We start from the raw sequence: 15,618 nt of genomic DNA, 5'->3' as shown, positions 1-15,618 counted from the left end.
TCTGGTCACAACCACTCGCGCGGTTTTAGGTAGTCAGTGTAGAGCAATGCTTCCGGGCTGCACGCTGACGGCTGCCAGTCATATTCCCAGCGCGCCAGCGGCGGCATCGACATCAGGATCGACTCGGTACGCCCGCCAGTCTGCAAGCCGAACAGGGTTCCACGGTCATACACCAGATTGAACTCCACATAGCGGCCACGACGATAGAGCTGGAATTCCCGCTCCCGTTCGCCATAAGCCAGCGCCTTGCGGCGCTCGACAATCGGCAGGTAGGCATCGAGATAGCCCTTGCCGACCGCCTGCATAAAGGCGAAACAGTCGGCAAACGGCCAGCGATTCAGATCATCGAAGAAGAGGCCGCCGACGCCGCGCGTCTCGTCCCGGTGCTTGAGGAAGAAGTAGCGATCACACCAGGATTTGAACTCGGGATAAATGTCGGTGCCGAACGGCTGACAAAGATCGAAGGAGACCTGATGCCAATGCCGCACGTCCTCTTCGAACGGATAAAACGGGGTGAGATCGAAGCCGCCACCAAACCACCAGATCGGCTCCTCACCCTCTTTCTCGGCGATGAAGAAGCGCACATTGGCATGGCTGGTCGGCACGTACGGATTGTGTGGGTGGATCACCAGCGACACCCCCATGGCCTCAAACCGGCGGCCCGCCAGTTCCGGCCGATGGGCCGTCGCCGAGGCAGGCATGGCATCGCCATGAACGTGGGAGAAATTGACCCCTCCCTGCTCGATCACCGCACCGTGACGCAGCACACGAGTGCGACCACCACCACCTCCTTCGCGGCGCCAGGCATCTTCCACAAAGTGTCCGGTGCCGTCGGCCAGTTCCAGACCACGGCAGATCTCGTCCTGCAACTGCAGCAGGAAGGCCTTGACCTGGGCCACATCCGGTTTGCTCATCTTGTCTCCAGTCAGCCAGGATCGTCGCCTGACCCTATTATTGTGATGTCGCCGGATGGGCTAAGCCGATCCGCATTGCCGCTCTCCGAGCGGTTCAAGAGGGGCGAATGATGGCGCCGGTTCTGGCATCCTTGATCTCGGACGGATTGGCCTGTCCCCCCACTTCGCCGGGCAGGATATAGGCCAGCTGACTCGCCAGCAATTCGCCGATGTCCGCCACCTGGCGGGCCGGCTCTTCACCGGTCAGGTTGGCACTGGTAGAGACCAGCGGCTTGCCAAAGGCACGACACAGCCCTTGTACCTGCAGATGGGACGTCACACGCACCGCCAGGGTAGTGAACTGACCGGTCAGCCAGGCAGGGGTATTGCTGCGCGCCGGCATGATCCAGGTGAAGGGACCAGGCCAGCTCGCTTCCACCCGGGCCAGCTGCTCGCTGGTGAGCTGGTCCAGATCGATGTAATCCTGCAACTGAGCCAGATCGGCAGCGATCAGGATCAACCCCTTCTCCACCGGGCGTTGCTTGATCGCCAGCAGACGGTGTACCGCCGATTCGGAGTCAGGATCACAACCCAGGCCAAATACCGCCTCGGTCGCATAGGCAATCACCCCATCGCGCTGGAGGGCGGCAACTGCAAGTTCAAATTCATTGGGCATAAAAAATGCGACAGCCGGGCTGTCGCCTCATCATTGATTAACATTGAGCCTACGGAACGGCGACCCTGGCGTCCCTCCCTCATCGACCAGCGAGGGGCTGATGGCGAACGGGGTGGTGGTTGCCGTCTCGGAGCTTACTTGAGCAGGGCCTGCAAGGCGGCGTCCTTGGCCAGTACCTCGTCGGCATTTTTCTGGCGTTCTGCCTGCACCTTGGCCGCCAGTTCATCATCCTCCACTGCCAGCATCTGAGCTGCCAGATAGCCTGCATTCTTGGCGCCGGCCTTGCCGATCGCCACGGTCGCCACCGGCACCCCGCCCGGCATCTGCACGGTGGAAAGCAGCGCATCCAGCCCCTTGAGCGGGCCGCCATCGATGGGCACACCGATCACGGGACGAGTCGTGATACCCGCCACGGCGCCTGCCAAGTGAGCGGCGAGGCCGGCGGCACAGATAAAGACCTTGCAACCACGGGCTTCGGCGTCGGTCACGTACTGATGAGTCGCAGCCGGTGTACGGTGTGCGGAGGTCACTTTCACTTCTACCGCGATATCGAATGACTTGAGCACCTCGAGGGTGGTCTGCATCACCGGAAAATCAGAATCAGAGCCCATCAATACGGCAACAAAAGGTTTATTCATGGTGGGAATTTCCTTACTCCAAGTGGGGGGTTGAAGTTCGCCGAAAACGTTTCAATTTGTTTGTGGCGGCCGGATTATACCTGCTCGCTCTGGTGGCCGCATTTCTTTTGCGGGCAGATCCAGCGCAGGGCTCCCCTCACCTTTTTCTCGACCATGATACCCCAGCCACATTGCGGGCAAGGCATGGGGACCGGCTTGTCATTCACCACATATTTGCAATGGGGGTAACCGTCGCAAGAGTAGAACTGCTTGCCATAGCGAGAGGTTCGGCTGATGAGGTGCCCCTTGCCACACTCCGGGCAGAGGATCTGGGTATCATCGCTCTCCTGCAGGGATTCGATGTGCTGGCAGGCCGGATACTGGGTGCAGCCGACAAACAGGCCATAACGCCCCTTCTTGATCGCCAGCGGCTGGCCACAATCCGGGCAGGCCGAGCCCTCAAGCACCTTCTCGATGTCACGACCAGATGGGGTCAGGGAGCGGATGTAATCGCAGGCAGGATAGGCGGAGCAACCGAGGAAGGGACCATGCTTGCCCTGGCGGATCACCAGTTCAGCCCCACACTGCGGGCACGGTTCGCGCTCGAAGGCATGTTCGTGGGCTGAAAAGAGGTGATGATCGATTTTTGACATGGGCCGCGCCTTGAAATCCAGATGACCTGAATTCTACCAGCGCGGCACCGGGCTGTCAGTGGATGACACCGTCTGACTCGTCAAACACCAGCTCTTCCATCTGCTGGTAGGCATTTTCACTGCCCGGTACGTTGAACAGCACCATCATGACGACCCACTTCAGATCGTCCAGCTCGATATCCGGTTTATCAAGCTCGAGCAGGCGCTCGATGCAGATTTCGCGGGTTTCGGCATTGAGTACCTGGGCTTGTTCCAGAAACAGCAGGAAACCGCGGCACTCGGTGCTGAGGCGTGCCAGTTCTTGTGGAGCATAGATACGCATGGAGCCTTGCGCGCTGGCGGCCACGTAGACCTCCCGCTCGCTGTCATGCAGGTTGGCCAGTCGCTCCAGCCAGTTGAGCGCCTTCTCGATCTCGTCTTTGTCGAAACCTGCCCGGCTCAGTTCGTCGGTGAGTTCATTCTGCTCGACCATCACATCTGCATCGCTGTGGATGTAGGTCTCGAAAAGGTACATCAATACATCAAACATGATTCGCCCTCCTCGCTCTGACGTATCCACCGGCTACCGCCATCACTGCACCGGCCAGCTCCAGCTCTACCAACCTGCCCAATACCACTTCGACAGGAAGCTGGGACCGTTCGGCAACGGTATCCACGCTCGTGGTCTCATAATCTACGTTATCCAACAAATCGGCATAAGGCAATTCGCTATTATTCGAATGCTCAGACAAGTCAGCCACTTGCTGCAGCAGACCGACAAATCCGGGCAGCTCTTCCACTATATCGGCCGCGCTCAATACAAGTTTGGCCCCCTGCTGGATTAATTTGTTGCAACCCAGTGCCTGCACGTTTTGCGGGGCACCAGGGACGGCAAAGACCTCTCGCCCCTGTTCCAATGCATAACGGGTCGTGATGAGCGAACCACTCTGCTCGGCCGCCTCTACCACCAGGGTACCCAGCGACAAGCCGCTGATGATGCGATTGCGTCGTGGAAAGTGCTCGGCCAGCGGTCCCTTGTCGGGTGCCAGCTCGGAGATAAGCAAGCCGCCTTGCGCCAGGATTTCCATGGCCAACCCCTGATGACGCTTCGGGTAGAGGCAGTCGAGCCCTGAGCCCAGCACGGCCAGGGTAGTTCCCCCTGCCGCCAATGCCTGCTGATGACACACCCCATCGATGCCAAGCGCCAGTCCGGAGGTGATGGCCAGCCCGCAGGCGACCAGCTCACTGCAGAGGCGGGCAGCATTGTCCTTGCCGGCATAGGTAGGATGGCGCGTGCCGACCATCGCCAACTGAGGAACAGACAGGGCAGCCAGGTCGCCACGGCAGTAGAGCAACAGCGGGGCGGCAGGGATCTCTTTGAGCAAAGCGGGATAGGCGGGGTCATCCGGACACAGGAGATGATTGTCGGGCTCGGCGGCCCAGCTCAGCGCCTGTTCGACAACCGGCTGGGGCCACCTCATCTGCTGGATTTGAGCGCTCTGCAGACCAAGGGATCGCAGGGTGCCGTCATCGGCGTCGAACAAGGTGACGATGTCACCGCCAAAATGGGCCAGCAGGCGAGCGGCGGTGACCGGACCAATGCCGGTGACGGCATCCAGCGTCAACCACTGCGCGAGTCGCCCGGATGGAAGATACACGTCAGAAGTTGCTGACCTGATAACCGGTGCTGACCATGTCCTGACTCTGCAGGATCAGGCCATAACTCAGCTTGTCGTACACCTTGAACAGCATGACCCGGGCCACGGCCTCCGACGGCAAAGGTGGCTTGCCGGCCGAATAGAACGCCTTGTCATAGACCGAGGAGTACTCCCGGTAGGCGACCTTGCCATTCTTGCTCACCAGCCGGGCACCGGGGCGCAGAATCTCCAGCACATCACCGGGGGCAACCTGATCACGTATGCCCTTGTTGATGAGCACGACGTCGAACTTGCCACCGCCGCGAGCCTTGCTCGGCAAGTCAACGATATAGCCGGGCGAGATGACGGGGGCAGCCTTGGGAATGAACACGGCGGAGAGGCTCTCCTGCGGCGGGAACGGCATAAGCTTGTCCCCCTGATACACCTCGCGCTGGTTGTGGCTGAGGGTAACCCGGGTGCGGCCGTCTGGCAGCAGGGCTTCCGCCCTGGCCGTGCCGACGAAGACCGCCTCTTGCCCCAGCTGTTCGCCACTCTTCTTGTCTTTGTAGATGGTCCCCGGATGATAGATGCCATAGTCCTGACCCGGGATCAGCGAGCCCTGTACGTAGAGGGTATCCCCCTCCAGCATGCCGATGTGTGCCTCATCATTGCCCAGCACATAAGGCAGCTGCTTTGCCTGCTGGCTGTCAGCCAGAATATGATCGGTTTGCAGGAAAGGGCCGATCTCGCTGAGCGGCAGGGTTGGAATGGGGTTGGCCTTGTTCTCGTAACGACTCTTGGGAGAGAGGTGAACAACCTGCTTGCCACCCTGCATCGCCTTGCCAAGCCGCGGTTCGCCGTTGACCCAGCTCAGATGCAGCACATCGCCCGGGTAGATCCAGTGCGGATTGGCGATCTGCGGGTTGATGTTCCAGAGCCTTGGCCATAGCCAGGGTTCTGCCAGATACTGGCCGGAAATATCCCAGAGGGTATCGCCTTTTTGCACCACATAGGTCTCGGGATAACCCGCTTTCAGTTTCAGCTGGTCGGCCAGCACGCCCTGGCTCAGGGTGGCCAACAGACAGGCGAGGATGGTTTGCTTCAGATACATAACACTCCCTGTTACTTCTGCGCGCAAAGTGTTGCTGTTTTTTGTCGGCGTAAATGACTAGAATTACGCCAATATTGACTGCATTTATACGAAACTAAAGAAAAAACTATGGCCATTCTAGATGTATTGCGTTTCCCCGATGAGCGTCTGCGTACCGTCGCAGCCCCTGTCGAGACCTTTACACCCGAGTTACAACACATTGTAGATGATATGTTCGAAACCATGTACGCGGAGGAAGGCATCGGCCTCGCCGCCACTCAGGTCGACATTCATCAGCGCATCATAGTGATCGATGTCTCTGAAAACCGTGAAGATCCTCTGGTATTGATCAACCCCGAGATCATCGAGCAGGCCGGCAGCACCGGCATCGAGGAAGGGTGCCTCTCCGTGCCCGGCAGCCGTGCCCTGGTGCCCCGCGCCGAGTGGGTCAAGGTGCGTGCCCTGGATCGCCACGGCAAGGCATTCGAGCTGGAAGCAGACGATCTGCTCGCCATCTGCATCCAGCATGAGATGGACCATCTGGTCGGCAAGCTGTTTGTGGATTACCTGTCCCCGCTCAAGCGCCAGCGCATTCGCCAGAAGCTGGAAAAGATGGCCCGTGAAGATCGCAAAGTCCTCTGAGGATCTGCCCCGTTGAATAAGCTGAAACTGATTTTTGCCGGTACTCCCGACTTCGCCGCCCGTCACCTGGCGGCGTTGTTGTCTTCCGACCACGAGGTCGTCGCCGTTTATACCCAGCCCGACAAACCTGCCGGCCGCGGCCAGAAGCTCACCGCCAGCCCGGTCAAGGAGCTGGCGCTGGCCCACGGCCTGCCGGTCTATCAACCCGCCTCCCTGCGCAAGGAAGAGGCCCAGGCCGAACTGGCCGCCCTTGACGCCGACCTGATGGTAGTGGTCGCCTACGGCCTGATCCTGCCGAAGGCCGTGCTCGACACTCCGCGTCTGGGTTGCATCAACGTGCACGGCTCCCTGCTGCCGCGCTGGCGCGGTGCCGCCCCGATCCAGCGTTCCATCTGGGCGGGCGATGCCGAAACCGGCGTCACCATCATGCAGATGGATGTGGGGCTGGATACCGGCGCCATGATCCGCAAGGTGAGCTGCCCCATCGCCGCCGACGAAACCTCCGCCAGCCTCTATGACAAGCTGGCCGGACTGGGCCCGCAGGCACTGGTCGACACCGTCAATGCCATGGCTGCCGGCAACACCGCCGCCGAAGCGCAGGACGATGCACAGGCCAACTACGCCGAGAAGCTCTCCAAGGAAGAGGCCCGCATCGACTGGGCCATGGAAGCCGTCGCCATTGAACGCTGCATCCGCGCCTTCAACCCCTGGCCCATCAGCTGGTTTGAAGTCGCCGGCCAGACCGTCAAGGTATGGCAGGCCGAGGTCGTCGCACAGGATCACGGCCAGGCGGCCGGTACCCTGCTCAAGGCCGACAAGCAGGGGATCGACATCGCCACCGGCAAGGGCGTGCTGCGCCTGCTGACCCTGCAGCCACCCGGCAAGAAGGCCATGTCCGTGACGGACCTGCTCAACTCTCGCCGCGACTGGTTTGAACCCGGCACGCAATTGAATTGAACTGAATTGACACAAGGCGGGGCCCAGGCCCCGACTTGCGCATCTAAGGTACCACTATGAAAACACGCGCACAGGCTGCTCTCGTCATTCAACAGGTGCTGGATCAGGGCCAGTCCCTCTCCGCTGTTCTGCCTGCTGCCCAGGAGAAGGTTGCGCCCCGCGATCGCGCCCTCCTGCAAGAACTCTGCTACGGCACCCTGCGCTGGCTGCCCCGTCTCGATGCGGCGGTCGGCGAGATGATGGACAAGCCGCTCAAGAACAAGAGCCGCATCTTCCACTACCTGATCTTGGTCGGTCTCTATCAGCTCATCTACACCCGCATTCCGGCTCACGCCGCGGTGGCCGAGACCGTCAACGCCGTCAAGCTGCTCAAGGGCACCTCCTTGCGCGGCCTCATCAACGGTGTACTGCGCAACTTCCAGCGCAGCGCCGAAGTCATTCTGCTGCGCATCGATCGTGTCCCCAGCATTCGTCTCGGCCACCCGGAGTGGCTCACCAAGCGGCTGCGCCAGGCCTATCCGGATGAGTGGGAATTCATCATGGAGGCCAACAACCAGCGCCCGCCCATGTGGATCCGCAACAACAGCCAGCGCCAGAGCCGCGAGCAGATGCTGGCCCGCATGGCCGAGGCCGGCATCAATGCGATGGCCGGTGAAGAGGGTGAGGATTGCATCCTGCTGGAACGTCCCTGCGACGTGACCAAGCTGCCCGGCTTCGAGGTCGGCGACTGCTCGGTACAGGATGGCGCAGCACAACAGGCCGCCGCGCTGCTCGATCCGCAGCCGGACGAGTGGGTGCTGGATGCCTGCGCCGCCCCCGGTGGAAAAACTGCCCACCTGCTGGAGCGCCAGCCCGCGCTGGCTGGCGTAGTCGCCGTCGATGCCGACGACAACCGCCTCAAGCGGGTGCAGGAGAACCTGGATCGCATCGGCCTCACCGCCAAGGTGATCCACGGTGATGCCAGCACACCGGACCTGTGGTGGCCGGAGGGTCAGTTCGACCGCATCCTGCTGGATGCCCCTTGTTCCGCCACCGGCGTCATCCGCCGTCACCCCGACATCAAGTGGCTGCGCCGGGATCAGGACATCCGCGAGCTGGCCGAGCTGCAACACCGCATTCTCGGCGCCCTCTGGTCGAAACTGAAAAGCGGCGGTACTCTGCTGTATGCCACTTGCTCCGTGCTGCCGGAAGAGAACCGCGACCAGATCCGCGCCTTCCTCGCGGCCACCCCGGACGCCACCCTGGTACCACTGCATGCGCAGGACACCCCGGAGTGTCCGGGTCGCCAGTTCCTGCCGGGCGAGGCCGAGATGGACGGCTTCTACTATGCCAAGCTGATCAAGCGGTAAGCAGGGCCATCATCACGACGGGTGCCGCTTGCGGCACCCATTACTGCCCAACATCGAGCGCGCTTTCCCTATGAGATTCATCCTGTTGATGACCGTCCCCACGCACCCTGGCCGCCGTTGCAACGGCGACGCTCATGAGGCCGTCCTATGAAGATCATCATTCTGGGTGCCGGTCAGGTCGGCGGCACCCTGGCCGAGAACCTGGCCGGCGAGAACAACGACATCACCATCGTCGACACCGACAGCGACCGGCTGCGCGAGCTGCAGGACAAGTTCGACCTGCGGGTAGTGAACGGCCACGGCGCCCATCCCAAGGTGCTGCGCGAAGCGGGCGCCCAGGATGCCGACATGCTGGTCGCGGTCACCAACAGCGACGAGACCAACATGGTCGCCTGCCAGGTGGCCTACTCCCTGTTCAACACCCCCAACAAGGTGGCGCGGATCCGCTCGCCGGCCTATCTGGTGGAGCGGGATCGATTGTTCCTGCCCGAATCCGTGCCGGTGGATCACCTGATCGCCCCCGAGCAGCTGGTGACCGACTACGTGCGCCGCCTGATCGAGTACCCGGGCGCCCTGCAGGTGGTGGACTTCGCCGGCGGCAAGGTGGGTCTGGTGGCGGTCAAGGCCTACTACGGCGGCCCGCTGGTGGGCAACGCCCTCTCCACCCTGCGCGATCACATGCCCAACATCGAGACCCGGGTGGCGGCGATCTTCCGTCAGGGCCGCTCCATCCGCCCGCAGGGCACCACCATCATCGAGGCCGATGACGAGGTGTTCTTCGTGGCGGCGGCGGGCCATATCCGCGCCGTGATGTCGGAGCTGCAGCGGCTCGAGAGCCCCTACCGGCGCATCATGATCGTCGGCGGCGGCAACATCGGTGCCGGCCTCGCCCGCCAGCTGGAGAAGCGCTACAGCGTGAAGCTGATCGAGCGCAACCAGAAGCGGGCGGAGCAGCTCTCCGAGGTGCTGGAAAACACCATCGTCTTCTGCGGCGACGCGGCGGATCAGGAGCTGCTGGCGGAGGAGCACATCGACCAGATCGACGTCTTCATCGCGGTGACCAACGAGGACGAGGCCAACATCATGTCGGCCCTGCTCGCCAAGAAGATGGGCGCCAAGAAGACCATGGTGCTGATCCAGCGCAGCGCCTACGTGGATCTGGTGCAGGGCGGCTCTATCGACATCGCCATCTCGCCGCAGCAGGCCACCATCTCGGCCCTGTTGACCCACGTACGCCGGGCCGACATTGCCAACGTCTACAGCCTGCGCCGCGGCGCGGCCGAGGCCATCGAGGCGATCGCCCACGGTGACGAGAACACCTCCAAGGTGGTCGGCAAAACGGTGGGCGAGCTCAAGCTGCCGCCCGGCACCACCATCGGCGCCATCGTGCGCGGTGACGAGGTGCTGATCGCCCACGACCGGACCCAGATCCAGCAGGATGACCACGTGGTGATGTTCCTGGTGGACAAGAAGTACATTCCGGAAGTGGAACGTCTGTTCCAGCCAAGTCCCTTCTTCCTGTAATCTGCCCATGCACCCAGGCAGCACAACCCGGACCCGGCACAGCCTCTACCAGGGATTGTCCGGGTCTTTTGTCAATCAACGACCAGGTTATCTTGCATGATCAAGCTGCGTCCCATCATCTTCACCCTCGGGCTGGTGCTCTCCAAGCTGGCCCTGTTCATGTGGCTGCCCACCCTGCTGGCCCTGCTGACCGGCTCCGAGGGGTTCGTCGAGTTTCTCAAGTCGGTGCTGATCACCCACGGTGCCGCCCTGCTTTGCCTGCATTACGGCCGCAAGGCGGTGTTCCACCTCGGCGTGCGGGAGATGTTTCTGCTCACCACCTCGGTCTGGGTGGTGGCCTGCATCTTCGGCGCCCTGCCCTTCTTCTTCATCAACCACATCGACTTCACCGACGCCTACTTCGAGACCATGTCGGGGGTCACCACCACCGGCTCCACCGTGCTGTCGGGGCTCGACGGCATGGCCCACAGCATATTGCTGTGGCGCTCCATCCTGCAGTGGCTGGGCGGGGTGGGCTTCATCGTGATGGCGGTGGCGGTGCTGCCCTACCTCAACGTGGGCGGCATGAAGCTGTTCCAGACCGAGAGCTCGGATTGGTCCGACAAGAGTGCGCCGCGCGCCAAGACGGTGGCCAACAACATAGTGCTGGTCTACCTGGTGCTCTCCATGCTCTGCTTCCTGGCCTACTGGGTGAGCGGCATGACCCTGTTCGAGGCGGTCAACCACTCGATGACCACCCTCAGCACCGGCGGCTACTCCACCTCCGATCAATCCATGTCCCACTTCTCCAACTCGGCGCACTGGATCGGTACCGTCTTCATGTTCCTCGGCGGCCTGCCCTTCCTGCTCTACGTGCAGAGCCTGAGCCGGCGCGACAACAGCCTGCTCAAGGACGCCCAGGTACAGGGTTTCTTCTGGCTGGTGGTCTGGGTCACCGTGGTGGTCACCTTCTACCTGTGGCTAAGGGACATCTACGGCTTCATGGATGCCCTGCGCATCAGCTGCTTCAACATCGTCTCTGTGCTCACCACCACCGGCTTCGGGCTTGGTGACTTCGGCACCTGGGGCCCGCTCACCAGCATCATCTTCATCATCTTGCTGGCCCTCGGCGCCTGCTCCGGCTCCACCGCCGGCGGCCTCAAGATCTTCCGGGTACAGGTGGCGTTCGCCCTGTTCAAGAAGCAGATGCGCCAGCTGATGCACCCCTCCGGCGTCTTCCCGCAGAAGTACAACGGCCGCCCGGTCAACGACGCCATCATCCGCTCGATGATTTCGTTCGTGCTGGCCTACTTCGCCGTCATCCTGCTGATCGCCGCCCTGCTCGCCGCCATCGGGCTGGATCCCCTGACCGCCATCTCGGGCTCCATCACCGCCGTGGCCAACGTGGGTCCGGGCATGGGACCGGTCATCGGCCCCAGCACCAACTTCGCCACCCTGCCCGACTCGGCCAAGTGGATCCTGTCGTTCGGCATGCTGCTGGGACGGCTCGAGATCCTGACCGTGGCGGTGCTCTTCTTCCCCTCCTTCTGGAAGCAGTAACCAGCGAGTTCGCGAGATCGAATGGCGAAGGGTATCAAGACGAAGAAATGCAGAAGGGCAGCCACTGGCTGCCCTTCTTGTTGCATGAAGCATGAGGCCCCGCCTCACTCGGCCGGGTCTTCCCGCTCCAGCGCCCGGTTGACCAGCGGTTCGGGCAGGGTCTTGGTCACCTCCACCCCCAGCTCACGAAAGCGCTCCACCTGGGCGATCAGGTTGCCGCGCCCGTTGACCAGCCGCCCCATCGCCTTGTCGTAGCTCTCCTGTGCCCGGTGCAGGCTGCCACCCAGCTGCTGCATCTCCTCCACGAACAGCCGCAGCTTCTCGTAGAGGCGGCCGGCCCGCTCGGCGATCTGGCGGGCATTCTGGTTCTGCCGCTCGTAACGCCACAGGTTCTCTATGGTGCGCAGCGCCACCATCAGGTTGGTGGGGCTCACCAGCAGGATGTTGTTGTCGAGCCCGAATCGCACCAGCGAGGGATCGGCCTCCACCGCGGTGAGGAAGGCGGGCTCCACCGCCACGAACATCAGCACGTAATCGAGGGTGCGCACCCCGGGCAGCTGCTGGTAATCCTTGCGGCCCAGCTCGCGGATGTGGTTGCGCACCGAGGCGACGTGCTCTTTCAGCGCCACCGCCTTCTCCAGCTCGTCATCGCTGTTGTACCAGCGCTCGTAGGCGGTCAGCGACACCTTGGCGTCGATGATGATGTCCTTGTCCTGCGGCAGGTGAACGATGACGTCAGGCTGATAGCGCTTGCCCTTGTCCACCTCGATGTTGACCTGGGTGTGGTACTCGTGGCCTTCGCGCAGGCCGCATTCGCTGAGGATCCGCGCCAGCACCACTTCGCCCCAGTTGCCCTGCTGCTTGCTGTCGCCCTTGAGGGCGCGGGTCAGCGCCGCCGCCTCCTCGGTCATGCGGGCGTTGAGCTCGGCCAGGCGCTCCAGCTCGAACTTGAGGCTGTGGCGCTGGGCCGTCTCCTGGGCGTGGGTCTCCCCCACCTGGCGACGAAAGCCCTCGAGCTGCTCCTTGAGCGGCGTCAGCAGCAGATCCAGGCTGTTCTGGTTCAGCTCGCGGAAGTTGCCCGAGTTTTGCTCGAAGATCCGGTTGGCGAGGTTCTCGAACTGCTGGCTGAGCCGCAGCTCTGCCTCCTGTTGCAGTTGCAGCTTCTCGGCGGCGGCCAGCCGCTCGCTGCGCAGGGTGGCCTCGGCATCCTTGAGACGCGCGGTGAGCTTGATCAGCAGAGTCTGCTGCTGCTCCAGCTTCTGCTGGCTCTGCAACTTTTCATCCTGCAGCTCGTCACAGCGATCCTGCAGCGCCTGCTGGCGCTCCTCGCTCAGCAGCACTTGCTGGGCCAGCTGGGCCGCACCACGCCGGCCCGCCAGCCAGCCAAGGCCGACCGCCAGCACGGCGCCAGCCAGCAGCAGGCTCCAGAGCCCGGGCTCGATCATTTGCGGCTCCGCTGACGCAGAAAGAGTTCGAGATAGCGGTTGAGCAGCAGCCAGAGCAGCACGTAGAGCAGATAGGCGGCCAGCACCACCCACTTGTGACTGTTAACTCCGGTGTCGAGCTCGACGAATTCGATCCCCTTGATGCGGCAGTAGCCCCACATCAGCAAGGGGAAGACATAGAGCAGAGAAGCACGCCACAGAAATAACCACATGAGTTCATTCAATCCTGCAAAAAGACCCGCCTAGCTTACACAAGGGCAACCCGGCTTGCGATCCTGGCCGGCGCTATTCTCTGGCTTGCGAAGGGAAACTTGGATAAAATTAACCCCTAATAGGTATCAGGGGTGAGCATGACTCATTTTTTCTGTCGCTGGCTGACGCAAGCATTGGGGGGCTCTCGCAAACCGGAGGTGGTTTGTCACGAAGCGCGTCCCCCCTGGGCCATCGAAGAGTCCCAGTTCCTCTCTCTCTGCTCCCGCTGCGGTGAATGCTTCAAGGCCTGTCCCAACGGCCTGCTCAAACCGGCCAACCAGCCCGAATATGACGACACCCCCATCGCCGGCACTCCCGTGCTGGATCTCGCCTGCGGCCAGTGCAGCTACTGCGGCAGTTGCGCCAGAGCTTGTCCGACCGGCGCCCTCGACCTGCAGCTGGGCCGCCAGGTGCAGACCCGGGTGCGGATCGAGGCCAGCTGCCAGGCCCGGCAAGGCTTCTACTGCCTGCTGTGTGAAGATGCCTGCCCCCAGCAGGCGATCAAGGCCACCGCCGACGGCGTCAGCATCAACATGGCGGCCTGCGACGGCTGCGGCGCCTGCGGTCTCGCCTGCCTGCACGGCGCCATCACCCTGATCCCCCAGCTCTGAACCCAAATCCCGGACATGACAAAGGGGCCCGTGGGCCCCTTTGTCATGCTTGCCTGGCTTATGCCATGGCCAGAATCGAATCCTGTTCGATGCCGAGCAGGTGGCAGAGCCGGGTCGGATCACGCACCGCATCGGCCAGAGTGTACTCCCCCAGCACCTCGAGGAAGGCGTTCATGGCGCGGCGCAGAATACCCTGAATACGGCAGCCACCGGAGAGGCGGCAGTTCTCGCGCTTGCAGTCCACCGGGCAGAGCACGTGCTCCATGTCCATCACCACGTCACGCAGGTTGATGGAGACTGCTGAACGGCCGAGGCGGATGCCGCCATGCTTGCCACGCACCGTCTCTATGTACCCCTTGATGCCGAGCTGATGCACTATCTTGACCACGTGGTTGCGGGAGATGGCAAAGGTATCGGCCACCTCGGTGATGGTCGACAGGCGATCTCCCGGCTGAACCGCCAGAAAAGTCAGGGTACGCAGGGCATAGTCGGTAAATCGTGTCAGTTGCATGGTCGCACTTGCCTCTTACTACAAGTCAGAAATCAGGACGACAACCTAAAGCTAAGAGGCGGGGAAGCGCTTGCGCCCGCGCAAGATCCGCATCTTAATCTGAGTCGTGGAATGACAAGGTTAAGAGCAGCTCAGGCGGGTGTCGATGAAGATGCACATAAATCGACACTTTCTTTGATTGATCGCAAACTTGCAGAGTTAGTCCAAGGTTTTGGGGGGTTATGGCGGTTAAATTCGCCGGTTTTCCCCTCCGCCTCGGCCCGTGCAAGGCGACCTCATCGGCAAGGGTTCATGGCGGCTCAGTGCGGCAGCCTGAGCCAGTTTTTCAGGGCGCTGGAGGGGATGGAACTCTCGGAAGCGACCGCGAAGGCGCCCCAGTCCACCGCGCACTGCAGCGCATCCCGGATCGCCATGCCTCGTGCCAGCCCGTGGATCAGGCCGCCGGCGAAGGCATCCCCCGCCCCCGTGGTGTCCACCACCGACACCGGCCGCGCCGCCACCCGGATCTGCTCCTCGCCGTGAATGGCCACCGCCCCCGCCTTGCCTTCGGTCAACACCAGCCAGGCCAGCTGCTCGCCGGCGATCTGGCGGGCATGCTGCCAGGGGTCGTCCACCTCGCCGAGGTCGGAGCGGGAGGCCACCAGCACGTGGCAGGGGCGACGCGCCTGGCCGCCCTTGGGATACTGGGCCACCACGAAGCTCTTGCCGAGCATCTGGCGCATGTAGCCGATGATGGCCGTGCCCGGGTAATTCACATAGAGGCAGTCCACCCCCTCGCTCGGCAGATCCCCCGGCAGATCCGGGCGCCGTGGCCGCCGGAGGATGGTGCGCTCGCCGGTGGAGTCCACCAGGATCAGCAGCTCGCCGGTCTCACCGCCAAAGCGCTCCACATGGCTGCAGTCCAGGCCGTAGCCCGCCGCCTGCTCCAGCAGCCAGTCGCCGGTTTCGTCCAGCCCGATGCGCGAGGCGATGGTCACCTCGTGGCCGGCCCACACCAGCCCGATGCCGGTGTTGGCGGCGCCACCGCCGAGCCGGCGGCCCTGATCCAGGTATTGCAGGCGGGCACCGGCCACCAGGGGTTCGGAGAGAGAGAGCACGTGATCACAGTTGAGATTGGCGAGCAGCAGAATGCGGGACATGAAGAGACCTCACTGACAGGGGAGCCCAGTATATGAGAAAGGGCCGTGACGGCCCTCCCTGAAATCGCGGGGTTTGTGAGCCCGCTCGACGTTTGCCGAGCGAG

Annotated in this window: 17 protein-coding genes; 6 read left to right on the top strand and 11 right to left on the bottom strand. The window is 62.5% G+C overall.

The genetic code is table 11. The annotated features are described in order from the left end of the window. Positions 1 to 5 precede the first annotated feature (5 nt). The 7 genes from hemF to ACB032_RS19440 all read right to left on the bottom strand — a co-directional run bounded on the left by hemF (position 6) and on the right by ACB032_RS19440 (position 5,566). Entirely contained in the window at positions 6 to 914 is a 909-nt protein-coding gene (gene hemF / locus ACB032_RS19470) for an oxygen-dependent coproporphyrinogen oxidase (RefSeq protein WP_371138587.1), read from the bottom strand. A gap of 94 nt (positions 915 to 1,008) precedes the next feature. Beyond that, complete coding sequence (locus ACB032_RS19465; RefSeq protein WP_244089335.1) at positions 1,009 to 1,569, bottom strand: Sua5/YciO/YrdC/YwlC family protein; 561 nt, start codon at positions 1,567 to 1,569, stop codon at positions 1,009 to 1,011. Positions 1,570 to 1,703: 134 nt separating this feature from the next. After that, positions 1,704 to 2,207, bottom strand: coding sequence for a 5-(carboxyamino)imidazole ribonucleotide mutase (purE, locus tag ACB032_RS19460; RefSeq protein WP_371138586.1), 504 nt, complete (start codon positions 2,205 to 2,207; stop codon positions 1,704 to 1,706). A 74-nt stretch (positions 2,208 to 2,281) separates the two neighbouring features. After that, the gene (locus ACB032_RS19455; protein ID WP_017410581.1) at positions 2,282 to 2,839 is read right to left on the bottom strand and encodes a type I DNA topoisomerase; all 558 of its coding nucleotides are present in this window, start codon (positions 2,837 to 2,839) and stop codon (positions 2,282 to 2,284) included. 55 nt (positions 2,840 to 2,894) lie between these two features. Beyond that, a complete protein-coding gene (locus ACB032_RS19450) occupies positions 2,895 to 3,368 on the bottom strand; it encodes a DUF494 family protein (protein ID WP_011704269.1) in 474 nt (157 codons plus the stop codon). Beyond that, the gene (dprA, locus tag ACB032_RS19445; protein WP_371138585.1) at positions 3,361 to 4,476 is read right to left on the bottom strand and encodes a DNA-processing protein DprA; all 1,116 of its coding nucleotides are present in this window, start codon (positions 4,474 to 4,476) and stop codon (positions 3,361 to 3,363) included. The genes ACB032_RS19450 and dprA overlap by 8 nt, the downstream gene beginning before the upstream one ends. A 1-nt stretch (position 4,477) precedes the next feature. Further along, positions 4,478 to 5,566 (bottom strand): LysM peptidoglycan-binding domain-containing protein, encoded by a 1,089-nt coding sequence (locus tag ACB032_RS19440; protein ID WP_201976120.1) that lies wholly within the window; start codon positions 5,564 to 5,566, stop codon positions 4,478 to 4,480. A 108-nt stretch (positions 5,567 to 5,674) separates the two neighbouring features. Here ACB032_RS19440 and def point away from each other — a divergent pair, with 108 nt between their 5' ends. From def to ACB032_RS19415, 5 genes are all read left to right on the top strand, one after another. Continuing rightward, complete coding sequence (gene def / locus ACB032_RS19435) at positions 5,675 to 6,187, top strand: peptide deformylase (protein WP_011704266.1); 513 nt, start codon at positions 5,675 to 5,677, stop codon at positions 6,185 to 6,187. A 12-nt stretch (positions 6,188 to 6,199) separates the two neighbouring features. Then, entirely contained in the window at positions 6,200 to 7,144 is a 945-nt protein-coding gene (gene fmt / locus ACB032_RS19430) for a methionyl-tRNA formyltransferase (RefSeq protein WP_371138584.1), read from the top strand. A 56-nt stretch (positions 7,145 to 7,200) separates the two neighbouring features. Further along, positions 7,201 to 8,493 (top strand): 16S rRNA (cytosine(967)-C(5))-methyltransferase RsmB, encoded by a 1,293-nt coding sequence (gene rsmB / locus ACB032_RS19425; RefSeq protein ID WP_371138583.1) that lies wholly within the window; start codon positions 7,201 to 7,203, stop codon positions 8,491 to 8,493. 147 nt (positions 8,494 to 8,640) lie between these two features. Further along, positions 8,641 to 10,017, top strand: coding sequence for a Trk system potassium transporter TrkA (gene trkA / locus ACB032_RS19420; protein WP_011704263.1), 1,377 nt, complete (start codon positions 8,641 to 8,643; stop codon positions 10,015 to 10,017). Positions 10,018 to 10,113: 96 nt separating this feature from the next. Further along, the gene (locus tag ACB032_RS19415; RefSeq protein WP_024944658.1) at positions 10,114 to 11,556 is read left to right on the top strand and encodes a TrkH family potassium uptake protein; all 1,443 of its coding nucleotides are present in this window, start codon (positions 10,114 to 10,116) and stop codon (positions 11,554 to 11,556) included. A 104-nt stretch (positions 11,557 to 11,660) separates the two neighbouring features. Here ACB032_RS19415 and rmuC read toward each other — a convergent pair whose 3' ends face one another. Both rmuC and ACB032_RS19405 read right to left on the bottom strand, forming a co-directional pair. Next, complete coding sequence (gene rmuC / locus ACB032_RS19410; RefSeq protein ID WP_101150384.1) at positions 11,661 to 13,001, bottom strand: DNA recombination protein RmuC; 1,341 nt, start codon at positions 12,999 to 13,001, stop codon at positions 11,661 to 11,663. After that, complete coding sequence (locus ACB032_RS19405; protein WP_016349071.1) at positions 12,998 to 13,213, bottom strand: hypothetical protein; 216 nt, start codon at positions 13,211 to 13,213, stop codon at positions 12,998 to 13,000. Before ACB032_RS19405 ends, rmuC begins: the two co-directional genes overlap by 4 nt. A 138-nt stretch (positions 13,214 to 13,351) precedes the next feature. Here ACB032_RS19405 and ACB032_RS19400 point away from each other — a divergent pair, with 138 nt between their 5' ends. Further along, on the top strand, positions 13,352 to 13,864 hold the full coding sequence (locus ACB032_RS19400; RefSeq protein ID WP_011704259.1) for a ferredoxin-type protein NapF: 513 nt from the start codon (positions 13,352 to 13,354) through the stop codon (positions 13,862 to 13,864). Between the two features lie 58 nt (positions 13,865 to 13,922). Here the strand turns inward: ACB032_RS19400 and ACB032_RS19395 are convergent, their stop codons facing one another. Continuing rightward, positions 13,923 to 14,375 (bottom strand): Rrf2 family transcriptional regulator, encoded by a 453-nt coding sequence (locus ACB032_RS19395; RefSeq protein ID WP_011704258.1) that lies wholly within the window; start codon positions 14,373 to 14,375, stop codon positions 13,923 to 13,925. A gap of 299 nt (positions 14,376 to 14,674) precedes the next feature. After that, positions 14,675 to 15,514, bottom strand: coding sequence for a PfkB family carbohydrate kinase (locus tag ACB032_RS19390; protein WP_371138582.1), 840 nt, complete (start codon positions 15,512 to 15,514; stop codon positions 14,675 to 14,677). Positions 15,515 to 15,618: the final 104 nt, after the last annotated feature.

Origin of the sequence: Aeromonas sp. S5(2024), assembly GCF_041403025.1 — a bacterium.
Taxonomy (GTDB): Bacteria; Pseudomonadota; Gammaproteobacteria; order Enterobacterales; family Aeromonadaceae; genus Aeromonas; species Aeromonas hydrophila.
This window is presented reverse-complemented; position numbering and strand designations above follow the sequence as displayed.

Coding starts and splice junctions, on each gene's coding strand:
- hemF (WP_371138587.1), bottom strand. CDS start 914: ATGAGCAAACCGGATGTGGCCCAGGTCAAGGCCTTCCTGCTGCAGTTG.
- ACB032_RS19465 (WP_244089335.1), bottom strand. CDS start 1,569: ATGCCCAATGAATTTGAACTTGCAGTTGCCGCCCTCCAGCGCGATGGG.
- purE (WP_371138586.1), bottom strand. CDS start 2,207: ATGAATAAACCTTTTGTTGCCGTATTGATGGGCTCTGATTCTGATTTT.
- ACB032_RS19455 (WP_017410581.1), bottom strand. CDS start 2,839: ATGTCAAAAATCGATCATCACCTCTTTTCAGCCCACGAACATGCCTTC.
- ACB032_RS19450 (WP_011704269.1), bottom strand. CDS start 3,368: ATGTTTGATGTATTGATGTACCTTTTCGAGACCTACATCCACAGCGAT.
- ACB032_RS19440 (WP_201976120.1), bottom strand. CDS start 5,566: ATGTATCTGAAGCAAACCATCCTCGCCTGTCTGTTGGCCACCCTGAGC.
- def (WP_011704266.1), top strand. CDS start 5,675: ATGGCCATTCTAGATGTATTGCGTTTCCCCGATGAGCGTCTGCGTACC.
- rsmB (WP_371138583.1), top strand. CDS start 7,201: ATGAAAACACGCGCACAGGCTGCTCTCGTCATTCAACAGGTGCTGGAT.
- trkA (WP_011704263.1), top strand. CDS start 8,641: ATGAAGATCATCATTCTGGGTGCCGGTCAGGTCGGCGGCACCCTGGCC.
- ACB032_RS19415 (WP_024944658.1), top strand. CDS start 10,114: ATGATCAAGCTGCGTCCCATCATCTTCACCCTCGGGCTGGTGCTCTCC.
- rmuC (WP_101150384.1), bottom strand. CDS start 13,001: ATGATCGAGCCCGGGCTCTGGAGCCTGCTGCTGGCTGGCGCCGTGCTG.
- ACB032_RS19405 (WP_016349071.1), bottom strand. CDS start 13,213: ATGTGGTTATTTCTGTGGCGTGCTTCTCTGCTCTATGTCTTCCCCTTG.
- ACB032_RS19400 (WP_011704259.1), top strand. CDS start 13,352: ATGACTCATTTTTTCTGTCGCTGGCTGACGCAAGCATTGGGGGGCTCT.
- ACB032_RS19395 (WP_011704258.1), bottom strand. CDS start 14,375: ATGCAACTGACACGATTTACCGACTATGCCCTGCGTACCCTGACTTTT.
- ACB032_RS19390 (WP_371138582.1), bottom strand. CDS start 15,514: ATGTCCCGCATTCTGCTGCTCGCCAATCTCAACTGTGATCACGTGCTC.